Origin of the sequence: Streptomyces sp. NPDC005551, from assembly GCF_042871785.1 — a bacterium.
Classification (GTDB): Bacteria; Actinomycetota; Actinomycetes; order Streptomycetales; family Streptomycetaceae; genus Streptomyces.
This window is the reverse complement of the sequence record NZ_JBIAJE010000009.1, coordinates 228015-248008: the sequence shown is the minus strand read 5'-3', so window position 1 is coordinate 248008 and position 19994 is coordinate 228015. Positions and strand designations below refer to the sequence as shown.

Here is a 19994-nt window from a genome sequence, read left to right as displayed (position 1 = left end):
CGGCTCAGTGGGCGAGTTCGGTCCCGAAGAACGCCTCCTTCTCGGGGGCGCCGAGCGCACCCGGGCCGAAGGACGCGATGCGGGTCGTCGTCAGCCCCGTCTTCGAGCCGCGCAGCACCCAGGCCGCGCCGGAGTCCTGGTAGGTGCCGTCCTCGAAGGGGGCGGCGGCGACGAGGTCGGCCCGGTCGTTGGCGTTGACGTCCGCCAGCAGGACCGTACGGCCGAAGCCGTCGCTCGTCTCGGACGCGCCGGGGACACCGGCCGTCGACTGGTGGAAGGCTTGGGCGCCGGACCCGGTCAGGCCCCGCGGGCCGCCCTTCAGCAGGACCACCGCGCCCGCCTCGCGGACGGAGCCCACGTCCTCGCCGGGGACGCCGGCCGCGATGTCCGGGTAGCCGTCGCCGGTCACATCGCCCGCGGCCAGCGCGTAGCCGAACTGGTCGCCGAAGTCACGGCGGTTGTCGCCCGCCTCGTCCTTGCCGGGCACGCCCGCCGTGTTCTGGGTGATCTTCGCGGTACGGGTGGAGGGACCGTTCGCCGAGCCGTAGACGACGCGGACCGCGCCCGCCTCGAACTCGCTCATCTCGGACACCTGGCCGACCTGGCGGGCCACGAGGTCGCCGTAGCCGTCCTGGTCCACGTCGGCGACGACACCGCCCACCGTGTAGTAGCCGGTGCTCCTGTAGGTCGTGCCGAGGCCGGTCGACGTGCCCTTGTAGAAGCGGGACCGGTACTGCATCTCCTCGAACCCGTGGGTGGTGACGACGTCGTCCTTGCCGTCGCCGTCCATGTCGCCCACGGCCATCCGCTGCGGGCCGGACTCGTCCGCGATGACGAGCGTGTCGGTCCGGGCGGGGACGCCCGCCCGGGTGAACGGGCCGAAACGGACCTCCAGATTGCCGTTGCCGTTCGCGACGAGGTCGGCGTGGCCGTCGCCGTCGATGTCGCCCGCCGCCACACGGTGGGCGGCGTCGGCGAGCGGTGCGCCGCCGCTCAGGCCGTGGGCGGAGCCCCACAGGACCATGGGGGCGTAGTAGCTGCCGACGGCCAGGTCGGTGTAGCCGTCCCCGTCGAAGTCGCGGGCGGCGGTGCTGATGCCGAAGGTGCCGTACTCCATGAGATCGCCCGGCACGCCGTCGGTGGCCTGCGTGATCAGCTGAGGGTGCGCGCTGTCGGCGCCCGCGGCGGAGCCGTACACCACGGAGACCGAACCGGCCTGGTGGACGCCGGACACGGTGGCATGGGGGGCGCTGACCGCGAGGTCGGCGAAGCCGTCGCCGTCGAAGTCCACGACGGGGGTCGTCGGGGCGGCCGCGGCGGCCGGTCCCGCGGTCAGGACGAGGGGGGCGGCCAGCAGGGCGGCCAGCGCCGCGCACCGGGCGGCGCCGCGACGGCTCCTGGGATGAGGCATGGAGGTCTCCGAAAGTTGGGGCCGGGTACGTCGGTCGTTCAGCTGGACCCGCCGGGGGCGGAAACGGTTGTGGCGCAGGCGACCGATCGTGGCCCTGAACCGACCGTTCCCGTTCGATTACAGTGCTGAGCGACGCGGACCGGAGGAGGGCGTGGTGGGTGCGACATCCGGTGCCGTCTGGGGCCGCAGAGAGCAGCAGGACTTCCGCAGCCGGGTCCGCGGGACGCTGCTGGGCGCCGCCGCGGGCGACGCACTGGGCGCCCCGCTCGACGGGCTCACCCTGGCGGAGATCCGGGAGGCGCACGGCGCGGCCGGTCTCACCGACCTCACCACCGGGTCCGGCGGACGCGGCACCGTCTCCCACCTCACCCAGCTGACGCTCTTCACCTTCGACGGGCTGATCCGCGCGCAGGTGCGCCGGGACACCGGCGCCTGGCACCCGCCCACCGACCTCCACCGGGCCTACCGCCGCTGGGCCGCGACCCAGAGCGACTGGGGGCCCGACGAGCGCCGCAAGGACGACGGCTGGCTGGCCCGCGAGGAGTGGCTGTACGCCCGGCGCGCGCCGGCCCGCGCCTGCCTGCTCGGCCTCGGCGACGAGACCATGGGCACGCTCGACGCACCCAAGAACCCGGGTGAGCTGGGCGCCGAGGCCGCCGCCCGGTCGGCGCCCTTCGGGCTTCTGGTCGGCTGGGAGCCGCAGTTGGTGATGCAGCTCGCCGTGGAGTGCGCGGTGCAGACGCACGGGCACCCGCTGGCCTACCTGTCGGCGGGGGCGTACGCGGTGGTCGTGCACGCGCTGGCGCGCGGGGAAAGCCTCGACGGTGCCGTGCGGCGGGCGTTGGGGCTGCTGGCCGCGCGCCCGGGGCAGCAGCCCGTCACGGACGCGCTCCAGCACGCCCTGGGCGCCGTGCGGCAGGGGATGCCGACGCCTGCCCGGGTCGAGGAGCTGGCCGGGGAGGGCACGGCGGAGGGGCTGCTGGCGGCGGCCGTGTACTGCGCGCTGGTCGGCGAGGACGTACGGCACGGCCTGTCCCTCGCGGTGAACCACGGCGGGCCCTCGGGTGCGGCGGGCGCCCTCACCGGGGGACTGCTCGGCGCCCTGCACGGCGAGACGGCCCTCCCGCCGGCCTGGCTGGCCGAGCTGGAGGGCCGTCCCACGATGCTCGTCCTCGCGGACGACTTCGCGATGGAGATGACCCAGGGGCCCGCACTGCACGGGCCCGCCGGATCCTCGCCGGGCTGGCTCGCCCGGTACCCGCGCGCCTGACCGGCCGGGTGCGGCGGCCGGCCGGGCGCCGGTCAGTCCTTGACGGGCGTGCCCACCACCCCGTCCGCCGCCCGGGCCGGGCCGGGGAGCGTGGCCGCCGTCGGTCCGGAGCCGTCGTCGTCCGTGTTGATGATCTCGATGATCGCGTCGCGCTCCGGGGTGTCCTCGGGCTTGAGGAAGCCGATGAGGATGTACAGGACGAGGGAGATCGCCATCGGTACGGAGACCTGGTACTCCAGCTTCACGTCCGTGCGCTGCGCGAAGTCCAGGTGGTAGTTCATCAGGAAGAACGCCACCAGACCGCAGGCCCAGCTGGTGAGCGCCGCCGTCGGACCGGACTTACGGAACGGCCGGAGCAGGCCGAGGATGAACGGGATCGCGATCGGTCCCATGAGCCCCGCCACCCACTTGATGACGACGGTGATGATGTCCTTGAAGGTGGGGGAGTTGACCTGCGTGGCCACCGCCATGGAGAGGCCGAGGAAGGCGACGGTGGTGACGCGTCCGGCGATCAGCCCGGCCCGGGTGTCCCAGGCCCGCGCCGCCTTCGAGAGCACCGGCATGATGTCGCGGGTGAACACGGCGGCGATGGCGTTCGCGTCCGAGGAGCACATGGCCATCGTGTGGGAGAAGAACCCGACGACCACCAGGCCGAGCAGGCCGTGCGGCAGCAGCTGTTCGGTCATCAGCCCGTACGCGTCGGAGCCGTCGGGCTTCTTCGCCGTCACCAGGAGCGGGGACAGCCACATCGGGATGAAGAGGATGACCGGCCACACGAACCACAGCGTGGCGGACAGGAACGCGGACCGCGTGGCCTCCTTGGCGCTGCCCGTCGCCATGTAGCGCTGCGCCTGGTTCCACATGCCGCCGTTGTACTCGAACAGCTTGATGAAGAGGTACGCGATGAAGAAGACGGTCATGTACGGGCCCGCGAACCCGTCCGCGTGACCGTCCAGCTTCGGCGAGTCGAGCGCCTTGGACAGACCGCCCTGCTCGGAGATCTTGTTCAGGGCGATGACCAGCATCGCGACGCCGGCCAGCAACTGGATGACGAACTGGCCGAGTTCGGTCAGCGCGTCGGCCCAGAGCCCGCCGATCGTGCAGTACACGGCCGTGATGCCGCCGGTGATGAGGATGCCCTGGGTGAGCGAGACCCCGGTGAAGACGCTGAGCAGGGTGGCGATGGCGGCCCACTTGGCGCCGACGTCCACGATCTTCAGCAGGATGCCGGACCAGGCGAGCGCCTGCTGGGTCGGCAGGTTGTAGCGGTCCTTCAGGTATTCCAGCGGCGAGGCGACGTGCAGTCGCGAGCGCAGCCGGTTGAGCCGGGGCGCGAAGGCCTTGGCGCCGATCGCGATGCCGATGGCGATGGGCAGCGACCAGGTGACGTACGAGGTGATGCCGTAGGTGTACGCGATGCCGGCGTAGCCGGTGAACATCACCGCGCTGTAGCCCGACATGTGGTGCGAGATGCCGGACAGCCACCACGGCATCTTGCCGCCCGCGGTGAAGAAGTCGCTTACGTCGTCCACGCGCTTGTGGGACCAGATGCCGATCGCGGTCATCACGCCGAAGTACGCGACCAGGACGGCCCAGTCGAGACCGTTCATGTGCCCCCTCCAGGGGTCCGCCTTGTGAATGCAGGTACCGGAAGGCACTTCGCCAGTACGCCTGGGGTCCCCCTGCTCGGGCGGAGCCGAGAGCCCGGGGGAGGGCGGAGCCCCCGTGCGGGTGCGGGGACTTCCGGGATTGAACCGCCGGTTCGACCGGCCGGTCAAGACCCGCACGATCACGGATATGAACACAGATCAGAAAGCAGAACGATTTTACTTTCTCTTGACCTGCTGGGATGTTGTCGTGCTCGTGGCGTGAACCACACGATGAGCGGGCACTTCGCCAGACGGACCAGCGACAACGAGACAGGCGTACGGGATGCGGGTCCCGTGCGGCCCGGAAAGGAGGCGCCCGCCGCGACTAGCGCATGAGTTCGCCGGCGTTCACCAGCAGGGACTGCCCGGTGATCGCCCGCGCCCGGTCGGACGCCAGGAACACCACGGCGTCCGCCACATCCCCGTCCGTGGCCAGCTCGGGGAGCGCCATCCGTTCGGTGAGCCGCTCGCGCACGACCGCCTCCGGCACGCCCTCGGTGTGCGCCGTGAACCGGACGTACGCCTCGACGGGCGGACCCCACATCCAGCCCGGCAGCACGGTGTTGACCCGGATCCGGTACGGGCCCAGTTCCCGGGCCAGTGAGTACATCGCGCTGGTCAGCGCGCCCTTCGACGCCGCGTACGCCGCCTGCCGCACCTGCGAGGGGGCGGCCACCGACGACTGGGTGCCGATGACGACGACCGAGCCGCCGCCCTCCTTGAGGGCGGGCAGGCAGGCGCGGGTCATCCGCAGCGTGCCGAGCAGGTTCACATCGATGACCGACTGCCAGGTGGCGAAGTCGGCGTCCTCCAGACCGCCGAAGCAGCTGTCCAGGGCCGCGACATGGACGACGGCGTCGATCCCGCCGAACCGCTCCCGGGCGAGCGCCGCCAGCGCCTCGCACCGCCGCTCGTCGGTGATGTCCGTCGCCCGGTACGCCGAGTGGGCGCCGCCCGGGTCGACTTCGGCGGCCGACTTCGCGAGGTTCGCCTCCGTACGCGCGCCGAGCACCGCGTTGCCGCCGTCGCGCACGACGGCCGCCGCGACCCGGTGACCGAGCCCGGGACCGACCCCCGACACGACGACGGTCTTCCCCGCGAGCAGCGACATCGGAAACCCCCGGCTCTGGCGCATTGTCTGACGGGGCGTCAGAGTATGGGCTGCCGCCGCAGGAGGGAAGTCCCGCGCGGAGCCCGCACCGGAAGGGGGAGCGACATGAGCGAGGACACCCGCAGCGAGGTGTACGCCGAACTGGCCGCCCTCGGCCCGTACGGAGTGCACCCGGGCCATGCCCTGATCACCATGGTCGAGCCGCACCCGGGCCACGAGCACGCGTACAACCGCTGGTACGAGGACGACCACTACTACGCGGGCGCGATGGCGATGCCGTGGATGTTCGCCGGCCGCCGCTGGGTGGCCACCCGTGATCTCCAACTCCTGCGCTACCCCCAGGAGTCGGCCGTCGCCCGGCCCGTCACCGCGGGCTGCTACCTCTCCACGTACTGGGTCACCGAGGGCCGCTACGACGACCACATGCGGTGGACCGTCGGCATCAACAGGCGCCTGAACCGCGACCACCGCGTCCACCGGGAGCGCACACACGTCTTCACCGCGTTCCAGCACCACGAGACCACCGTCTACCGCGACGGCGCGGCCGGCCCCCGCGACTTCCACGCCCTCGACCACCCGTACGCGGGCCTGGTCCTGGAGGTCGTCGACGCCGACTCCACCGAGCGGCGCGCCGGGTTGCTGGAGTGGCTGCGCTCCCGTCATCTCCCCGGCCGGCTGACCGGCTCCCCGTCCGCCCTGGTCACCGTCTTCTCGCCGACCCCCCTGCCCGGTGACCGGATGACCTACGTCAAGCAGGTCGAGGGCGTCGGCACCCGGCTGACCCTGCTGTGGTTCCTGGAGACGGACCCGCGGGAGTGCTGGCAGGCGTGGTTCACGGGCTTGGACGAGGCGGTGGCGGCCTCGGGTCTCGGCCGCGTGGAACTGGTCGCCCCCTTCGTCCCGACGGTGCCCGGCACGGACACCTACGTGGACCGCCTCAGGTGACCGGGCGGCCGGGGGAGGAGGGATGGAGGCAAGGGCCGAGCCCCCTCGGCCAGGACGGCGGGCCGGACGAGAGGGCTCTGTCTGTGGTGCGTATGCGGTTGGTCGGTGCGGTTGTGGGTGAATCGGTGGAACGTTGCATCAGGTCAGGCGAGGTCGAGGGCTCCCCGGCCGACCTCGGCCACGAAGGTGTTCCACGAGCGTGCGGGGAACGCCAGCGTGGGACCCTCGGGGACCTTGGAGTCCCGGACGGCCATCGCCGCGAGAAGCGGGGACCTGACCTCGACGCACGCGCCGTTGCCGGTGGAGTACGAGGACTTCGTCCAGGTGTCCGTGGCGCCTTGCTGGATTGCCATTTTTGCTCCGGTAGCCAGTCGTTGAGTTGCTGTCACCGCGCCGCGGGTTCCTTCCGGAGCCCGCGGTACGGATTGCGCCACCGTTGTTGCTCGATGGCGTGATCGACGCTACTCGCCCGCACCGGTGGGCGAAGCGACTATTCACTCGACTGGATGGCATATTCCAGGAGGGTCTTCCATCCCGGTCCAACGAAGGTGTACTGTCCGCGCCTTCGCCTCGGGAAGCCGGTCTCAGGGTGCCTGCGCATCCCGCCGGGACCCCGGCGCGCGGCTCAGCGCGCGTACTCCTTCGCGATGTCCGCGATGAACTGACGGGACTGCTCCACGTTCAGTGCCTGCGCCCGCAGATGCTCGTACATCACGCTGTACTTCTGGACGTCGTTCGCCTTCTCCAGGTACAGGTCGCTCGTGACGCCCTCGATGTAGACGACGCTCGCGTCCGCCGCGTCCGGGAACTCCAGGATCGCGTACTGCCCGTTGAGACCGGGATGCGCGCCCATGTCGAAGGGGATCACCTGCACGGTGACGTGCGGCAGCTGGGACTGCCCGACCAGGTGCTCCAACTGGTCCCGCATCAGGGAGCGGTTGCCGACGGTGCGGCGCAGCGCCGCCTCGTCGAGCACCGTCCACAGGCGCAGCGGGTTCTCCGGGGCGGAGATTCGTTCCTGCCGGCGCAGGCGCACCTGCACGCGCTTGTCGATGTCGCCCGGGGCCGTCTCCGGCAGGGCGCCGGCGATCAGGGCCTCCGCGTACGGCCGGGTCTGGAGCAGGCCGGGGACGACCTGCGGATCGTAGACCCGCAGCGAGGCGGCGTCGGTCTCCAGGCCGATGTAGACGCTGTACGGGATGTCGCCGAACGAGTGCCACCAGCCCTGCTGGCGCGAGTCCTTGGCCATCTGCATCAGCGAGTCGACGATCCGGTGGTCCTCGACCTCGTAGACCCCGCACAGGTCGCGGACGTCGCGCTGGCTGATACTGCGCCGCCCGTTCTCCAGCCGGCTGATCTTCGACTGCGAGACCAGCAGCCGCTCGGCGACCTCTTCCGCGGTCATGCCCTTGAGTTCACGGAGCCGTCGCAGCTCCTGGCCCAGTCGGCGGCGCCGGACGGTGGGATTGACATTGGACGCCACGGGACGTGCACCTCCGGCTGCGTGCCTCTACTTTGCGTATCTGCTGCTGAGCAGACTGCCACCAAGGTGCTTGATACCGCTGGGAAACGGCGGATATGCGCTGCGTACACGACAGTTCGGGACTCGGCCGTACACGCGGCCGCGCGGGACGGCGGGGCCGTGCCGCCGTCCGGACGGACGTCGTACGGTCCCACCGCCCCGCGCGGACCAGCGGCTCCCGGACCGGGTCGTGGGGACTGCGGTGCGGCGCTGACGTGCTGGTGATGCGGTGGTGGTGCGGTGGTGGTGCGGGTCGTGCCGGTGCCGGGGTGCCGTCGATCAGTGGACCACGGCGCGCGCCATGGAACCGTGGCGCGGTTGCATCGGGACGCCGCCTGCGGCCTCCGGTGCGGACCTGACGCCGGCGGTGGCCGGACGGCCTGCCGGTGCCGGGCTGCGGCGCGGCTGAGCGGCCACGCCGTTCTGGACGTCCATGACCGCGTGCGCCACGAGGCCGCCCATGGGGTCGTGCCTGATCAGGTCCCGGAGCCTGGAGCGGGACGAACGTCCCTCATTCCCCGGGTAGAGGTGCTTGCCGAGACCGACCGCGTGGGCCAGCGCGGCGAGCGCCGCGGTCCGCGGGTCCGGCGGTACGCCGGTGCGGATCGCACTGTCCAGCCGGGCCCTGATCTCCCGGCTGATCTCCGTGTCCGTCGCCTGGTAGCGAGTCGTCGGAAGCACCCCGCACATCTGGCCGGCCACGGCATGGACCATGCCGCACCTCTCCAGATGCGAGAGGTAGGTCTGGCGCAGCCCCAGGCGGGGTCCGCCAATCCAGTTGACCGCGCGTACGGGTGCTCCGCGTCGGCGAAGCAGTTCCAACGCACAGTCCAGTGTCGGATCTCCTGTCGGCCGTGGTACCACCACGGCGATACGATCCCCGTCTGGGGCTATCCGTCCGGCCAGCGCCAGCTCCACTAGCTGTGCTCCGGCCAGACCGAGGTCGAGCGACTGCGGCTGTGCGGTGGTACCCGTGGTCGGGTCCAGCGCCAGCAACAGAAGCTCCTCCGGAATTGTTCTGCGGCTCCTGCCCATCCATGCCTCCCCGCGTGGATGAATGACAGGGTGACCCCTCTCACATTGGTCTGTCGAGGGCACGTGACCAGTTCGTAGTGGAACCGGTAGGTATGTCGTTCTCGTCTACCGCGGAGGGCAGGCCCGCACACAGGACACTGGTACATGGTTCGGACAGCGGTGTCCGGGCGGCGGTTTCGAGGGTTCACGGTTCGGTTGGGCGCCGCTGGGCGGCGCATGGAGGAGGCATCGGTGGCGGGCGAGTCCCCCGACAGGTCGAAGCAGCACGAGTCGTCGGCGTCGTCGGCAGAAGCGACGTCGGGGACCCCGGCCGCGGTTCCGGGGCCGACGCGGGGGTCGGCGTCGACCCCGGCCGACCCCCGGATGGCGGTGGCCCGGGAACGGGCCGCCACGGTACGGGTCGACCAGGCGACGGCGGTCTTCTCGACCCGGGCGCTGAAGGAGGCCGAGGGCTCCCCCGAGGCTGCCGGGAAGCCGGAGGCCGGCGCGGCTCCGTCGGAGAGCGCCGGGAAGGGCGCCCCGGGCGACGCGCGGCTGCGGGCCGCGGTCGCCGCGTGGGTGGCGACCGCGGACGACCCCGAGGACGCGGCACCGGACCCGGACGCCGCCTCATCCCCCGGCGAGGACAGCTCCGTCGAGGACACCCCGGGTACGGGCGCCTCGGGCGAGGACACCACCGGCACCCCCGTCAAGGGTGCCCCGGGCGAGTCCGTCCCCGGCGAGGGCACCACCGTTGAGGGCGGCTCCGACGCGAGCACCCCGGGTACGGCCGTCCCCGGCAAGGACAGCTCCGGTACGGGCGCGTCGCGCAAGGGCGCCGTGGGTTCGGCTGCCTCCGGCGAGACCGCCGTGCCCGCCCCCGGTGAGGGCGCTTCCCGCGAACGCGGCTCCGACGTGAGCACCCCGGCCGCGGATGCCCCCGGCAAGGGCATCCCGGGTACGGCCGCCAAGGGCGCGACCCCCGAGGACGCCGAGCCGTCGGCAGAGGCCAGGGCTGCCGCCCCCGAGGACGCCGAGCCCGCTCAGGCCGTCAAGGCCGCCGTGGACGCCAAGGCTCCCGAGGACGCGAAGCCGTCGGCGGACGCGACCCCCGAGGACGCCGGGCCCGCCCCGGCGGCCAAGCCCCCCGTGGGCGCGAAGGCCCCGCAGGACGCCGACCCGTCCGCGGACGCCGAGGCCTCCGTGGACGCGAAGGCGCCCGCGGACGCCAAGGGGGCCGCCGAGCCCGAGGACGCCGGGCGTCCCGTGGACCAGCCCACCGCCGTCTTCAAGGCCGTACCGCCCGCCGCCCCGCCGGTGGACCAGCCCACGACCATGCTCAAGCTGGGTGACGCCGGCAAGACCCCGGCCGACAAGACCCACGTCAGGCGGACTGCCGCTCCCGGCGCCAAGCCGCCCGTCGCACCCGGCGCCGGTCCGGCGACCAAGCCCGGCGCCGAGCCGGAGGCCGCCCCCGGCGCGAAGCCGACCGCCGCACCCGGCGCCAAGCCCGCCGGCACCCCCGGCGCCGAGCCGGGGAACGACACCCCCCGCGCCAAGCCGGAGCCGAACCGTGCCGGGGACGGCGACGAGTCCCCGGCGGAGCGGACCAGCAAGTTCGTCGCGCTGAAGCCGCTGGACGAGCCCCCGGCGAAACCACGCGCGACCACGCCGGCGACGGCGAAACCCCCGGTCCCGCCGGCCGAGGCCACCGCCGCCGTCCCGCAGGTCGGCCCCGAGCGGACCACCCAGCAGCCGCTGCCCCCGAAGCCCCCGCTGGACCTGCTCGCCGAGCTGACGAACACCCCGCCGCCCCCGGAGACCCCGGTCCGCACGCTCGTGCGGCGCTTCAAGATCTGGACCCCGCTGGTCCTGCTGCTCGCCGTCGTCTTTGCGGTGGCACAGGCCGTGCGACCGCTCCCGGAGCCGGGCCTCGCGCTCACCGCCGGCGAGACGTACACCTTCGACGGCGGCGACCTCGACCTGCCGTGGCCGGGCCAGGGCCAGTCGGCCATCGAGGTCGAGGGCGTCGGCAGCCTCGGCACCGACGGCAAGCAGAAGCCCGCCCCCATCGCGAGCGTCGCCAAGATCATGACGGCGTACGTCATCCTCGAGGAGCACCCCCTCAAGGGGAACGAGGGCGGCGAGAAGATCACCGTCGACCAGCGGGCCGAGGACGAGTCGAAGAACGAGGACGAGTCGACGGCCGCGCTCTCCAAGGGTCAGAAGTTCACCGAGCGGCAGATGCTCCAGATGCTGATGATCCCGTCCGGGAACAACGCGGCACGGCTGCTGGCCCGCTGGGACTCCGACGGCGAGACCTTCGTCGGCAAGATGAACGCCGCCGCGAAGAAGCTCGGCATGTCGAAGACGACGTACACGGACCCGAGCGGTCTCGAGAAGACGACCGTGAGCACTGCCACCGACCAGCTCAAGCTGGCCAAGGCGGTCATGCAGAAGGACGTCTTCCGGTCCATCGTGGGCATGGCCAGGGCCGACGTCCCCGGCCTGGACAAGCCGATCTACAACAACAACGACCTGCTGGTGAAGCAGGTCGGCGTGATCGGCCTCAAGACCGGTTCGTCGACCCCCGCGGGCGGCAACCTGGTGTGGGCGGCCACCAAGACGGTCGCCGGCAAGACGCAGACGGTCTACGGCGCGGTCCTGGGCCAGAACGCCGGCACGGGCCGGGTCTGGGACAGCCTCCAGCTCGCCCTCACCAACAGCCAGAAGCTGATCGACAAGGTCCAGCAGGGCCTGACCACCGCCACGGTGGTGAAGAAGGGTGACGTCGTCGGGTACGTGGACGACCGGCTCGGCGGCAAGACCCCCGTGGTCGCCACCGAGAACCTGAAGGCGGTCGGCTGGCCGGGTCTGCGGACGAAGCTGTCGATCGGCCCCGGCGACAAGACCGTCCCGCACTCCGCCAAGGCCGGCACGGTCGTCGGCGAGCTGACGGTGGGCGACGGTTCCGACCACGCCGTGGACATCCCGGTGGCGCTCCGGTCGGACCTCGGTGAGCCGGGCCTCGGCGCGAAGCTGACGCGCGTGAGCTGAGCGCGCGTGAGCTGAGCGCGCGTGAGCCGAAGCGCCGGCGCCGAGGCACGGGCGCCGATGTCCGTGCGGCTGCCGCACGGGGGCTGACGTACGTGGATCGACCCGCGAGCTGACCCGGTCGGCCGGCGCGGGGGAGCGGGCCCGGGCGTTCACCCGTCCGGGCCCGCCCGGCGTACGTGCCCTGAAGCGGGCGGGCGTACGCCGGGCCGAGGTCACCGGATGCCGCGAAGAGCGCCGTGCACCCCCTCGCCGGCGCCCCGCCCGGGCGCTCCCCGGCGGGGTGCGTGCTAGCGTCGCGAACCGGGGCGGGTCGTGGGCCGTGGGGCCCGGCGAGAACGCGAAACGGGACACACGGGGAGTACCGACAGGTGGCCACAGCGGAGCCGACACACGCCGACGACGCCATGCCGGATCCGGACTCCGGCCCGCGAATACGGCTGCCCGCCGACGCTCCGGCCCAGGCCGCGGGCAAGGCGGAATCGGCCCCGGACACGGCTCCCGTCACCCCGGGGACCACGACCGAGCCCGCGCCTGTCACCCCGCAGGCCACGGCTGAACCCGCGCCCGCCGCCGGCACCGGCGGTCGTCTCGACCCGCTGCTGCGTCATCCGGTCCTGCTCATCACCCTGCTCTCCGGAGTGCTCCACCTCGTCTGGTTCTTCACGTTCGCGAACAGTGGCGGGGACCTGGCGGCTCAGGACGCGTGGGCGGAGTTCGTGGGGCGGCACCCCGACTCGGCGTACAACCTGGCGTGGTACGGCGGGATGCACCCGGTGTCGTACAGCGTGGTGTCGCCGTATCTGATGTCCGTGCTCGGCGTGCGGACGACGATGATGATCGCGGGGACGGTCTCGGCCGGACTGCTGACGATGATCCTCATCCGCAGCCGGGTCGTACGGAATCCGCTGTGGCCCGCACTGGCGGGCGTGTTCGGGCTGCTGTGCAACGCGGCGTCGGGCCGGGTGACCTACGGCCTCGGCATGGTGTTCGGTCTTGGAGCCACCGCGGTGGTCTTCTGCTGGCCCCACCGCTGGCGCTACAAGCGCTGGGCGAAGGCTCTCTGCGCCGCCCCGCTCGCCGCCCTCGCGACCGCCGCCTCGCCCGTAGCCGGGCTCTTCGTCGGGCTGGTCGCCGTCGCCCTCTTCCTCCAGAAGCGGCGCCCGGGCGCGTGGGCGCTGGGCCTCGCCCCGGCCCTCGTCGTCGCGCTCTCCGCCTGGCTGTTCCCGTTCTCGGGGACCCAGCCGATGGGCTTCGGCTCGGTCGTGCTGCCGTTCCTGTCCGCCGTCGCGGTCTTCCTGCTGGTGCCCGGGGAGTGGAAGACGGTCCGGATCACGTCGGCGGTGTACGGGCTCTCCGTGCTTCTGGTGTGGCTGATCAGTTCCCAGATCGGTTCCAACATCACCCGGCTGGCGATGCTCTTCACCGGCGTCGTACTGATGGCGGCGCTGCCTTTCGCGGCGCCCCGCAGCCGCAAGTGGTACGCGACCGTCCTCTCCGTCGCGGTGTTCGTCGGCTGGATAGGGTTCAAGTCGGTCGACGACGTCGTGCACACCACCCCGACGGCGTCCTGGGCCCGCGAGCTGGCGCCCCTGGTGAACGAGCTCCAGGTGGTCGGCGCCGAGCGGGGCCGCGTCGAGGTGGTCCCGGCGCGCTCGCACCGCGAGGCCTCGGCGCTCGCCCCGTACGTGAACCTCGCCCGCGGCTGGAACCGGCAGGCGGACATGGAGCGCAACCCGCTCTTCTACGACGACACCCTCAACTCGGCGAACTACCACGAGTGGCTCCAGCGCTGGGCCGTGCACTACGTGGTGCTGCCCAAGGACGAGCCGGACGGCGACGGCGGGGAGCGGGAGCGCCAGCTCGTCCAGCGGGGCATGCCCTACCTGAAGCAGATCTGGGGCGACGCGAACTGGCAGCTGTTCGAGGTGACCGACCCGACGCCGCTCGCCGACCCGCCGGCCGTCGTGGACCGGGCCGAACAGGGTGAGCTGACGATCGAGGTCAAGAAGGCGGGGCGGGTACTCATCCGGATCCCGTACTCGCCTTGGCTGGGACTCGTCGACGCGGAGGGCAAGAGCGTCAAGGCCCCCCAGGAGACGGAGGAGTCCAAGCACCGCGAGGACGGTACGCCCAAGTCCTTCGACAACGTCAACGGCTGCCTCATGGAGGCCGAGGAGGACGCCTCCGGCGACAAGTGGACCGAACTCCTCGCCCCCGCCCCCGGCACCTACCGCCTGGCAGCCCCCTACCAACTCCCCCGAGGCACCCCGTGCCCGGACGAACTCCGGTGACGAGGGCATTCAGCCGAACAATTCAGCCCCTACGGCGGTTCGCAAAAATTCAGCCCCTCCGGCGTTTGAGGAGCGGGGTCCGGGGCGGAGCCCCGGGACGGGACGGGCAGGGGCGGAGGGGGCGAAACACCCCCAGCCCCCACCCACGCGGGTTCAACCTGCCCCCCGGCTCACCTGGGACACACCGCCCCGGGGAAACCGCCCCCGGGGGTTCAAAGCCCCCGGGTCACCCACCCAGGGGGATCCACCCCGCCCCGGGAAGACCTACCGCACCGGAAACGCCACGTCGCAGACGGGATCCGCGGGCCCCGCCGACTCCCAGTCGGCGAAGTACACCTCCCGGCAGGGACCGGCGTAGCCCAGCCCCTGCTCACCCATCCACGCCTCGACCGCCTCGAACGCCGCGAGGATCTGCGGATGGGCCACCTGCGCCTTGGTGATCCGGGTGTACGCCAGCCGCCGCGCGGGCTCGACCCGCACCCGCGTCTCCCACGCCCGCCCGTACCGCTCCGCCCACTCCCGCGCGGCCGCCCCGTCCCCGACGGGCACACAGGACTCGACGGGCCCGTCACTCTCCTGCGAGACCTCGGAGTGGTAGACGACGAACGGCGCCGCGACCACCCCGCCGCACAGCCGGGCCCCCTCCTCCAGACGCCCGAGGGACGCCCCGATCCAGGCCGGCAACTCGTCGGCGAGAGTGTGCCGCGTCTGTGTGAGCACCACCCGCTCGGGTACCTCGACCGTCTCCACGACGAACTTCCCGTACATCTCGGAACCCCTTCCCGAAAGCCGTCCACGGAGGTACTCGGCGAGCGTCCGCTGCGAGGCGAACCGCTCCTCGGCGTCCGCCCAGTACGCGGCGAGCCGCTCCGCCCCCAGGGCGCCCTCCGCCTCGACCACCTCCGCGATGCGCGCGAGCGGCATGTCGAGCCGGCGCAGCAGCGCGACCAGCCGGGCACGCTCGGCCTGGTCGGCGCGGTAGTAGCGGTAGCCGCTGGCCCCGTCGACGTGCGCCGGGGCCAGCAGTCCGAGCCGGTCGTACAGCCGAAGCGCCTTCGGCGAGAGCCGCGCGCGGGCGGCGAACGCACCGATGGTGAGCAGTTCCTGAGGCACGAGCCCATCCTCCGTCACCGGGCGCCCTCCGCCCGGCACCAGAACGGTCACCCCTGCCCCAGGGGCAAGGTCAACGCGCGGGCGCCGGGAGGGGAACACGGCGGCCGGGAAGGACAACGGGCCCCGTCGGTCCCGGGGGTCCGGGGCCTCGGCGGACCGAGGGTTACGGCAGGGCCTTCTCCACGGCCGCGACCAGCTCCGGCGCCTCCGGCTCCGTCTGCGGCGAGAAGCGCGCGAGCACGTCCCCGTCGGGCCCGATCAGGAACTTCTCGAAGTTCCAGCGGATGTCCCCGGTGTGGCCCTCGGCGTCCGCGGTGTCCACCAGGCGCGTGTACAGCGGGTGCCGGCCGTCGCCGTTCACCTCGGCCTTCTCGGTCATCGGGAAGGTCACGCCGTACGTGGCTGAGCAGAACTCGGCGATCTCCTCGGAGGTCCCGGGCTCCTGCCCGAGGAACTGGTTGCAGGGCACGCCGAGCACGGTGAAGCCCCGGTCCGCGTACTGCTCGTGGAGCCGCTCCAGACCCGCGTACTGCGGGGTGAGCCCGCACTTGGAGGCCACGTTCACGATCAGGACGGCCTTGCCCCGGTACTGCCCGAGGTCCGCGGAACCGCCCTGCAGCGCACCGATCTCTATGTCGAACACGGAACCGGAAGTGTCAGAAGTAGTCATCCCCGGATGCTAGCCCTGCCGGACGCCCCCTCGGCGTCCGCCGGGTGTCCGGCCGGCGGTCCGCCCGGCGACCGGCCCGGAACCCCGGCCGCCGCCCGGCCCACACCCGCGCCGGGGTCAGCCGTCCCGCTGCGCCCGGACGAGGACCTCGCCGGCGGGCGTCCGGTAGTACAGCACCGACCGCCCGGCCCGCCGCCGCTCCACCAGCCGGGCGTCCAGCAGCACCCGGAGATGGCGCCCCACCGAGCCGAGCCCCTGGCCGGTCACCGCCACCAGCTGGCTCGTGCTCATCGGGGAGCCGAGCAGGACGAGGACACCCGCCCGGGACGGCCCGAGCAGCGCGCCCAGGCTCTCCGGCACGGACTTCGGCCCGGTCCGCACGAGCGCCCCCGAGCACGGGTACACGACGGCGTACCGGTGCGGCTCCTCCCACGACACCCAGCCGTGCCGCTGGGACGTGATGGGCACGAAGAGCAGTTCGGCGCCGGAGATCTCCCGCGGCGGATACGCGTGAAGGTTGACCTGGAGCCGGTTCTCGCCGAGCCAGCGCGTCCCGGGCCGCAGGGTGTCCAGCGCCGCGGCCCAGCCGCCCTGGCCGAGCTGCGCGGTACGGGAGACCACGTCGGCTTCGAGGATGCGCCGACGCCGGGTCCAGTACGGGCGTACGGCCTCGGTCCATACGAAGGTGAGCAGGTCGGCGGCGCGCCGGGGGAGGTCGTCCCGCTCCAGGGCGGCGGGGAGCGGGCCGCGCAGCGAGACCCTGAGATGGGCGCGGGCCGCCCCGGGGGACGTTTCCCGCACCCGCGCGACCTCGTCCTCGAAATCCTCGAAGTCACCGGACCCTCCGGACCTTTCGGGGGCCCGCCCGCGAGGGGTCGGCGTCAGGAAGTCGGCGATCCACTCCCGGCCGAGCCCGGAGCGGATGAGCAGCGCGGTGACCGGGTCCCCGGCCAGCCGCCGCCGGTACGCCGGCAGGTGGGCGTCCAGCCAGGCCCGCTCGCCGGGGTGGGCGCCCGTCCCCGCCTGGAGGAGCTTCAGGGCCCCGAACGTCTCCGCGAGCGGCGACAGTACGAACCGGCTTCCCGCGAGGGTGTCCGCGTTGACCTGCCACCAGCCCATACGCCCCGCCCCGCCCCGTCGGTTCTGCCCGTCCCATTGGTTTCGCCCAGGCGCGAAACAATAACGACTGTCACGGGGCCCGCCGGAGACTCCGCCCATGCGCACCTACTCCGACCTCTTCCGCACCCCGGAGTTCACCCCGCTCTTCCTGGCCTCCGCACTCAGGTCGGCGGCCCAGACGATGAGCGGCCTGGCCCTCGGCACGCTGGTGTACGAGGCCACCGACTCGCCACTGCTCTCCGCCCTGAGCATGTTCGGTCCGTCCCTCGCCCAGGTGCTGGGCGCGACCACCCTGCTCTCGGCGGCGGACCGGCTGCGGCCCCGCGCCACCCTGACCGGCATCGCCCTCGCCTTCGCGGCCGGCACGGCGTTCCTCGCGCTCCCCGGGGTCCCGGTGTGGGGCGTCCTCGTGCTGGTCTTCGGCCTCGGTCTGATCGCCTCGCTGGGCGGCGGCGTCACCTGGGGCCTGCTGAACGAGCTGCTGACCAGAGACGGTTATCTGCTGGGCCGGTCGGTCTTCAACATGATGCACGGCATCACGCAGATCCTGGGCTTCGCGACCGGCGGCCTCCTGGTGGCCGCGCTGTCACCACGGCTCGGCCTCGTCGTCGCCGCCGCGCTGTACCTGGTCACGGCGGTGGTCTCCCGCTTCGGTCTGAGCCGCCGCGAGCCCAGGGCGGCGGGCCGGCCGTCCGTGGCGGAGACCTGGCGCACCAACGCACTGCTGTGGTCGTCCGGCCCCCGGCGCCGCGTCTATCTGCTCCTGTGGATCCCCAACGGCCTGGTCGTCGGCTGCGAATCCCTCTTCGTCCCGTACGCCCCGTCCCACGCGGGCCTGCTGTTCGCCTTCGGGGCGTTCGGCATGTTCGTGGGGGACGTGACGGTCGGCCGCTTCCTGCCGCCGCGGGTACGCGCGCGGCTCGGCGTCCCGTTCCTGCTGCTCCTCGCCACCCCGTACCTGTTCTTCGTCCTGCACCCGGGGACGGCCGTGGCGGCGGCCTGCGTGGCGGTGGCCTCCGTGGGCTTCGGCGCGAGCCTGATCCAGCAGGAACGGCTCATGGAACTCACCCCGGACGAACTGAGCGGCCACGCCCTCGGGCTGCACTCCTCGGGCATGGTCACGCTTCAGGGAGTGAGCGCGACGCTTGCCGGCACGGTCGCCCAACTGACGTCGGCGGCCACGGGAATGACGGTGATGGCCGCCGCGTCGGTCGCCGTGACGCTCGCGCTGTCAGCGACGGGCAAGCGTGAGGAACGCCGTCCAGGCGACCGGCGCGACACGGAAGACGGGGCCGTCGGGGGTCTTGGAGTCGCGAACGTGGACCGTTGAGGGAAGGGTGGCGACCTCTAGGCAGGCGCCGCCCTGTTCACTGCTGTAGCTGGACTTGAACCACTGCAGATCGATGCTCATTGCTCTCCTAGCAACCGGTTCAACAGGCTCTTGGTCTCCTGGGCGTTGAGCGCCTGGGTCCGCAGCATCGCATATTTGCGCTCCAGGGCGGACACCTCATCCGGCTCGGCGTTCAGCCAGCCTCTGCGCTGGCCCTTGATGTAGGCGACGCGCTGATGCTCGGGTGTCTCAAGGAGAATGAACGGCCCGGAAAGTCCTGCGTTGAACTCCCTTCCTACCGGCATGACCTGCAAGGTCACACCAGGCAGATCCGCGTGCTCAGCCAGGCGGCGAAGTTGCTCGAAGTAGATCTCGTCACCGCCGAGACGATCCATCAGGATGACCTCCGAGACGATGAAGCTGGCCGTCGGCGGCTCCCTGCGTCGGAGAATCCCCTGGCGTGCAATGCGAGCTGTGACACGCTGCGCCGCCTCGTCCTCGGTGAGCGGCGGAACCTCATTCTGAAACACCGCGTGGGCATACGCTTCGATCTGAAGCAGCCCGGGCAACACCTGGTTCTCGTACCAGGACAGGGCGATGGCCTCCCGTTCCAGGTCCATGTACTCCTCGGCCCAGCGGGGGAACAGATCCACCTCGGGCATGTGCTCCAGGGCCGCCGACAACACGCCCCTGGAGTCGAGGACTTGGTCCAGCAACGCGGCGAAGTCCTCCTTCAGCGGGCGTCTGCCCTGCTCGATGGAGGCGATGGTCTCCTCGTCCACGAGGGCCCGCTCGGCGAGCGAGCGCTGGGTGAACCCGGCGGCCCGCCGCAGGACGCCCAGCTGCGCGCCGACCATCTTCATCGCTGACGCGTTCTTGCGCGAACGCTTCCTGGAGGTCATACGGTCCAACTCCCCCTCACGGCTGGTAGGTCCACCGCGGGAAACCCGTACAAGAAATCTGTACGGGCCCACTCACTGCTCCATCATGACCACAGAGCGTGACTCTCGTCACGTGAACGACGAAACCACCCACAGCCCTCGTGAACGCTTCTACCGGCGCGAACGCCAGTCCGTCCCCGCCGCACGGGACTTCACGAGGGCCGCCCTGTCGGACTGGGGAGTGCCGCCGGGCGCGTACGACGACATCCTGCTGTGCGCCGGTGAGCTGACGACGAATGCCCTGCTGCACGGCGTACCGCCGGGCCGGGGTCTGCGGCTGCGCCTGATCCCGTGCGGCGACGTGCTGCGCGTCGAGGTGCACGACAGCGGCGGGGGCGAACCGAGGGTGACCGCGCCGGCGGGGGAGTCGGGGCGGGGACTGTTCCTGGTGGCGGAGCTGGCCGACAAGTGGGGGGTGGCGCACCGGGACCCGGGCAAGGTCGTGTGGTGCGAGTTCGGACTCACCCGGTGGTCACGCGGAAGTGGAGCACAGCAGAACGCCCCGGCCGGGGGACAGGGAACAGGCGACCCGGAGAGCCGTACGTGAGCGT

Annotated in this window: 16 protein-coding genes and 1 pseudogene; 6 read left to right on the top strand and 11 right to left on the bottom strand. The window is 72.1% G+C overall.

Annotation, left to right across the window (positions count from 1 at the left end):
* Window positions 1-4: 4 nt before the first annotated feature.
* Window positions 5-1411: an FG-GAP-like repeat-containing protein gene (locus ACFYP4_RS26290; protein WP_388788531.1), complete on the bottom strand. Its 1407-nt coding sequence runs from the start codon at window positions 1409-1411 to the stop codon at window positions 5-7.
* A gap of 154 nt (window positions 1412-1565) precedes the next feature.
* On the opposite strand from ACFYP4_RS26290, the gene ACFYP4_RS26285 reads away from it, so the two are divergent.
* Window positions 1566-2681 (top strand): ADP-ribosylglycohydrolase family protein, encoded by a 1116-nt coding sequence (locus ACFYP4_RS26285; RefSeq protein ID WP_358849984.1) that lies wholly within the window; start codon window positions 1566-1568, stop codon window positions 2679-2681.
* Window positions 2682-2713: 32 nt separating this feature from the next.
* Here the strand turns inward: ACFYP4_RS26285 and ACFYP4_RS26280 are convergent, their stop codons facing one another.
* Window positions 2714-4291 (bottom strand): sodium:solute symporter family protein, encoded by a 1578-nt coding sequence (locus ACFYP4_RS26280; protein WP_358849985.1) that lies wholly within the window; start codon window positions 4289-4291, stop codon window positions 2714-2716.
* A gap of 364 nt (window positions 4292-4655) precedes the next feature.
* Entirely contained in the window at window positions 4656-5441 is a 786-nt protein-coding gene (locus tag ACFYP4_RS26275; protein ID WP_358849986.1) for an SDR family oxidoreductase, read from the bottom strand.
* Between the two features lie 105 nt (window positions 5442-5546).
* Here ACFYP4_RS26275 and ACFYP4_RS26270 point away from each other — a divergent pair, with 105 nt between their 5' ends.
* Entirely contained in the window at window positions 5547-6386 is an 840-nt protein-coding gene (locus tag ACFYP4_RS26270; RefSeq protein ID WP_358849987.1) for a hypothetical protein, read from the top strand.
* Window positions 6387-6529: 143 nt separating this feature from the next.
* Here the strand turns inward: ACFYP4_RS26270 and ACFYP4_RS26265 are convergent, their stop codons facing one another.
* From ACFYP4_RS26265 to ACFYP4_RS26255, 3 genes are all read right to left on the bottom strand, one after another.
* Complete coding sequence (locus ACFYP4_RS26265; RefSeq protein WP_358849988.1) at window positions 6530-6739, bottom strand: DUF397 domain-containing protein; 210 nt, start codon at window positions 6737-6739, stop codon at window positions 6530-6532.
* Window positions 6740-7011: 272 nt separating this feature from the next.
* Complete coding sequence (locus tag ACFYP4_RS26260) at window positions 7012-7869, bottom strand: helix-turn-helix domain-containing protein (protein ID WP_388788525.1); 858 nt, start codon at window positions 7867-7869, stop codon at window positions 7012-7014.
* Window positions 7870-8187: 318 nt separating this feature from the next.
* Window positions 8188-8943 (bottom strand): GPP34 family phosphoprotein, encoded by a 756-nt coding sequence (locus ACFYP4_RS26255; protein WP_358849990.1) that lies wholly within the window; start codon window positions 8941-8943, stop codon window positions 8188-8190.
* Between the two features lie 231 nt (window positions 8944-9174).
* On the opposite strand from ACFYP4_RS26255, the gene ACFYP4_RS26250 reads away from it, so the two are divergent.
* Complete coding sequence (locus tag ACFYP4_RS26250; protein WP_388788522.1) at window positions 9175-11979, top strand: serine hydrolase; 2805 nt, start codon at window positions 9175-9177, stop codon at window positions 11977-11979.
* A gap of 368 nt (window positions 11980-12347) precedes the next feature.
* Complete coding sequence (locus ACFYP4_RS26245; protein ID WP_388788519.1) at window positions 12348-14270, top strand: MFS transporter; 1923 nt, start codon at window positions 12348-12350, stop codon at window positions 14268-14270.
* 264 nt (window positions 14271-14534) lie between these two features.
* Here ACFYP4_RS26245 and ACFYP4_RS26240 read toward each other — a convergent pair whose 3' ends face one another.
* The 3 genes from ACFYP4_RS26240 to ACFYP4_RS26230 all read right to left on the bottom strand — a co-directional run bounded on the left by ACFYP4_RS26240 (window position 14535) and on the right by ACFYP4_RS26230 (window position 17172).
* Window positions 14535-15383: a MerR family transcriptional regulator gene (locus ACFYP4_RS26240; protein WP_358849993.1), complete on the bottom strand. Its 849-nt coding sequence runs from the start codon at window positions 15381-15383 to the stop codon at window positions 14535-14537.
* Window positions 15384-15546: 163 nt separating this feature from the next.
* Window positions 15547-16053 (bottom strand): glutathione peroxidase, encoded by a 507-nt coding sequence (locus tag ACFYP4_RS26235; protein ID WP_358849994.1) that lies wholly within the window; start codon window positions 16051-16053, stop codon window positions 15547-15549.
* Window positions 16054-16170: 117 nt separating this feature from the next.
* Window positions 16171-17172, bottom strand: a complete 1002-nt coding sequence (locus tag ACFYP4_RS26230) for an ArsR/SmtB family transcription factor (protein WP_388788515.1) — start codon at window positions 17170-17172, stop codon at window positions 16171-16173.
* Window positions 17173-17269: 97 nt separating this feature from the next.
* Between ACFYP4_RS26230 and ACFYP4_RS26225 the strand changes: the two genes are divergently transcribed.
* Entirely contained in the window at window positions 17270-18502 is a 1233-nt protein-coding gene (locus ACFYP4_RS26225; RefSeq protein ID WP_388788512.1) for an MFS transporter, read from the top strand.
* Here the strand turns inward: ACFYP4_RS26225 and ACFYP4_RS26220 are convergent.
* A pseudogene (locus tag ACFYP4_RS26220) lies at window positions 18473-18583 on the bottom strand (DUF397 domain-containing protein); the annotation flags it as partial. The gene ACFYP4_RS26225 and the pseudogene ACFYP4_RS26220 sit on opposite strands and share 30 nt — an antisense overlap.
* Window positions 18580-19404: a helix-turn-helix domain-containing protein gene (locus tag ACFYP4_RS26215; protein WP_388788509.1), complete on the bottom strand. Its 825-nt coding sequence runs from the start codon at window positions 19402-19404 to the stop codon at window positions 18580-18582. The gene ACFYP4_RS26215 and the pseudogene ACFYP4_RS26220, both read right to left, overlap by 4 nt.
* Before the next feature lie 85 nt (window positions 19405-19489).
* Here ACFYP4_RS26215 and ACFYP4_RS26210 point away from each other — a divergent pair, with 85 nt between their 5' ends.
* On the top strand, window positions 19490-19990 hold the full coding sequence (locus tag ACFYP4_RS26210) for an ATP-binding protein (protein WP_388788507.1): 501 nt from the start codon (window positions 19490-19492) through the stop codon (window positions 19988-19990).
* Window positions 19991-19994: the final 4 nt, after the last annotated feature.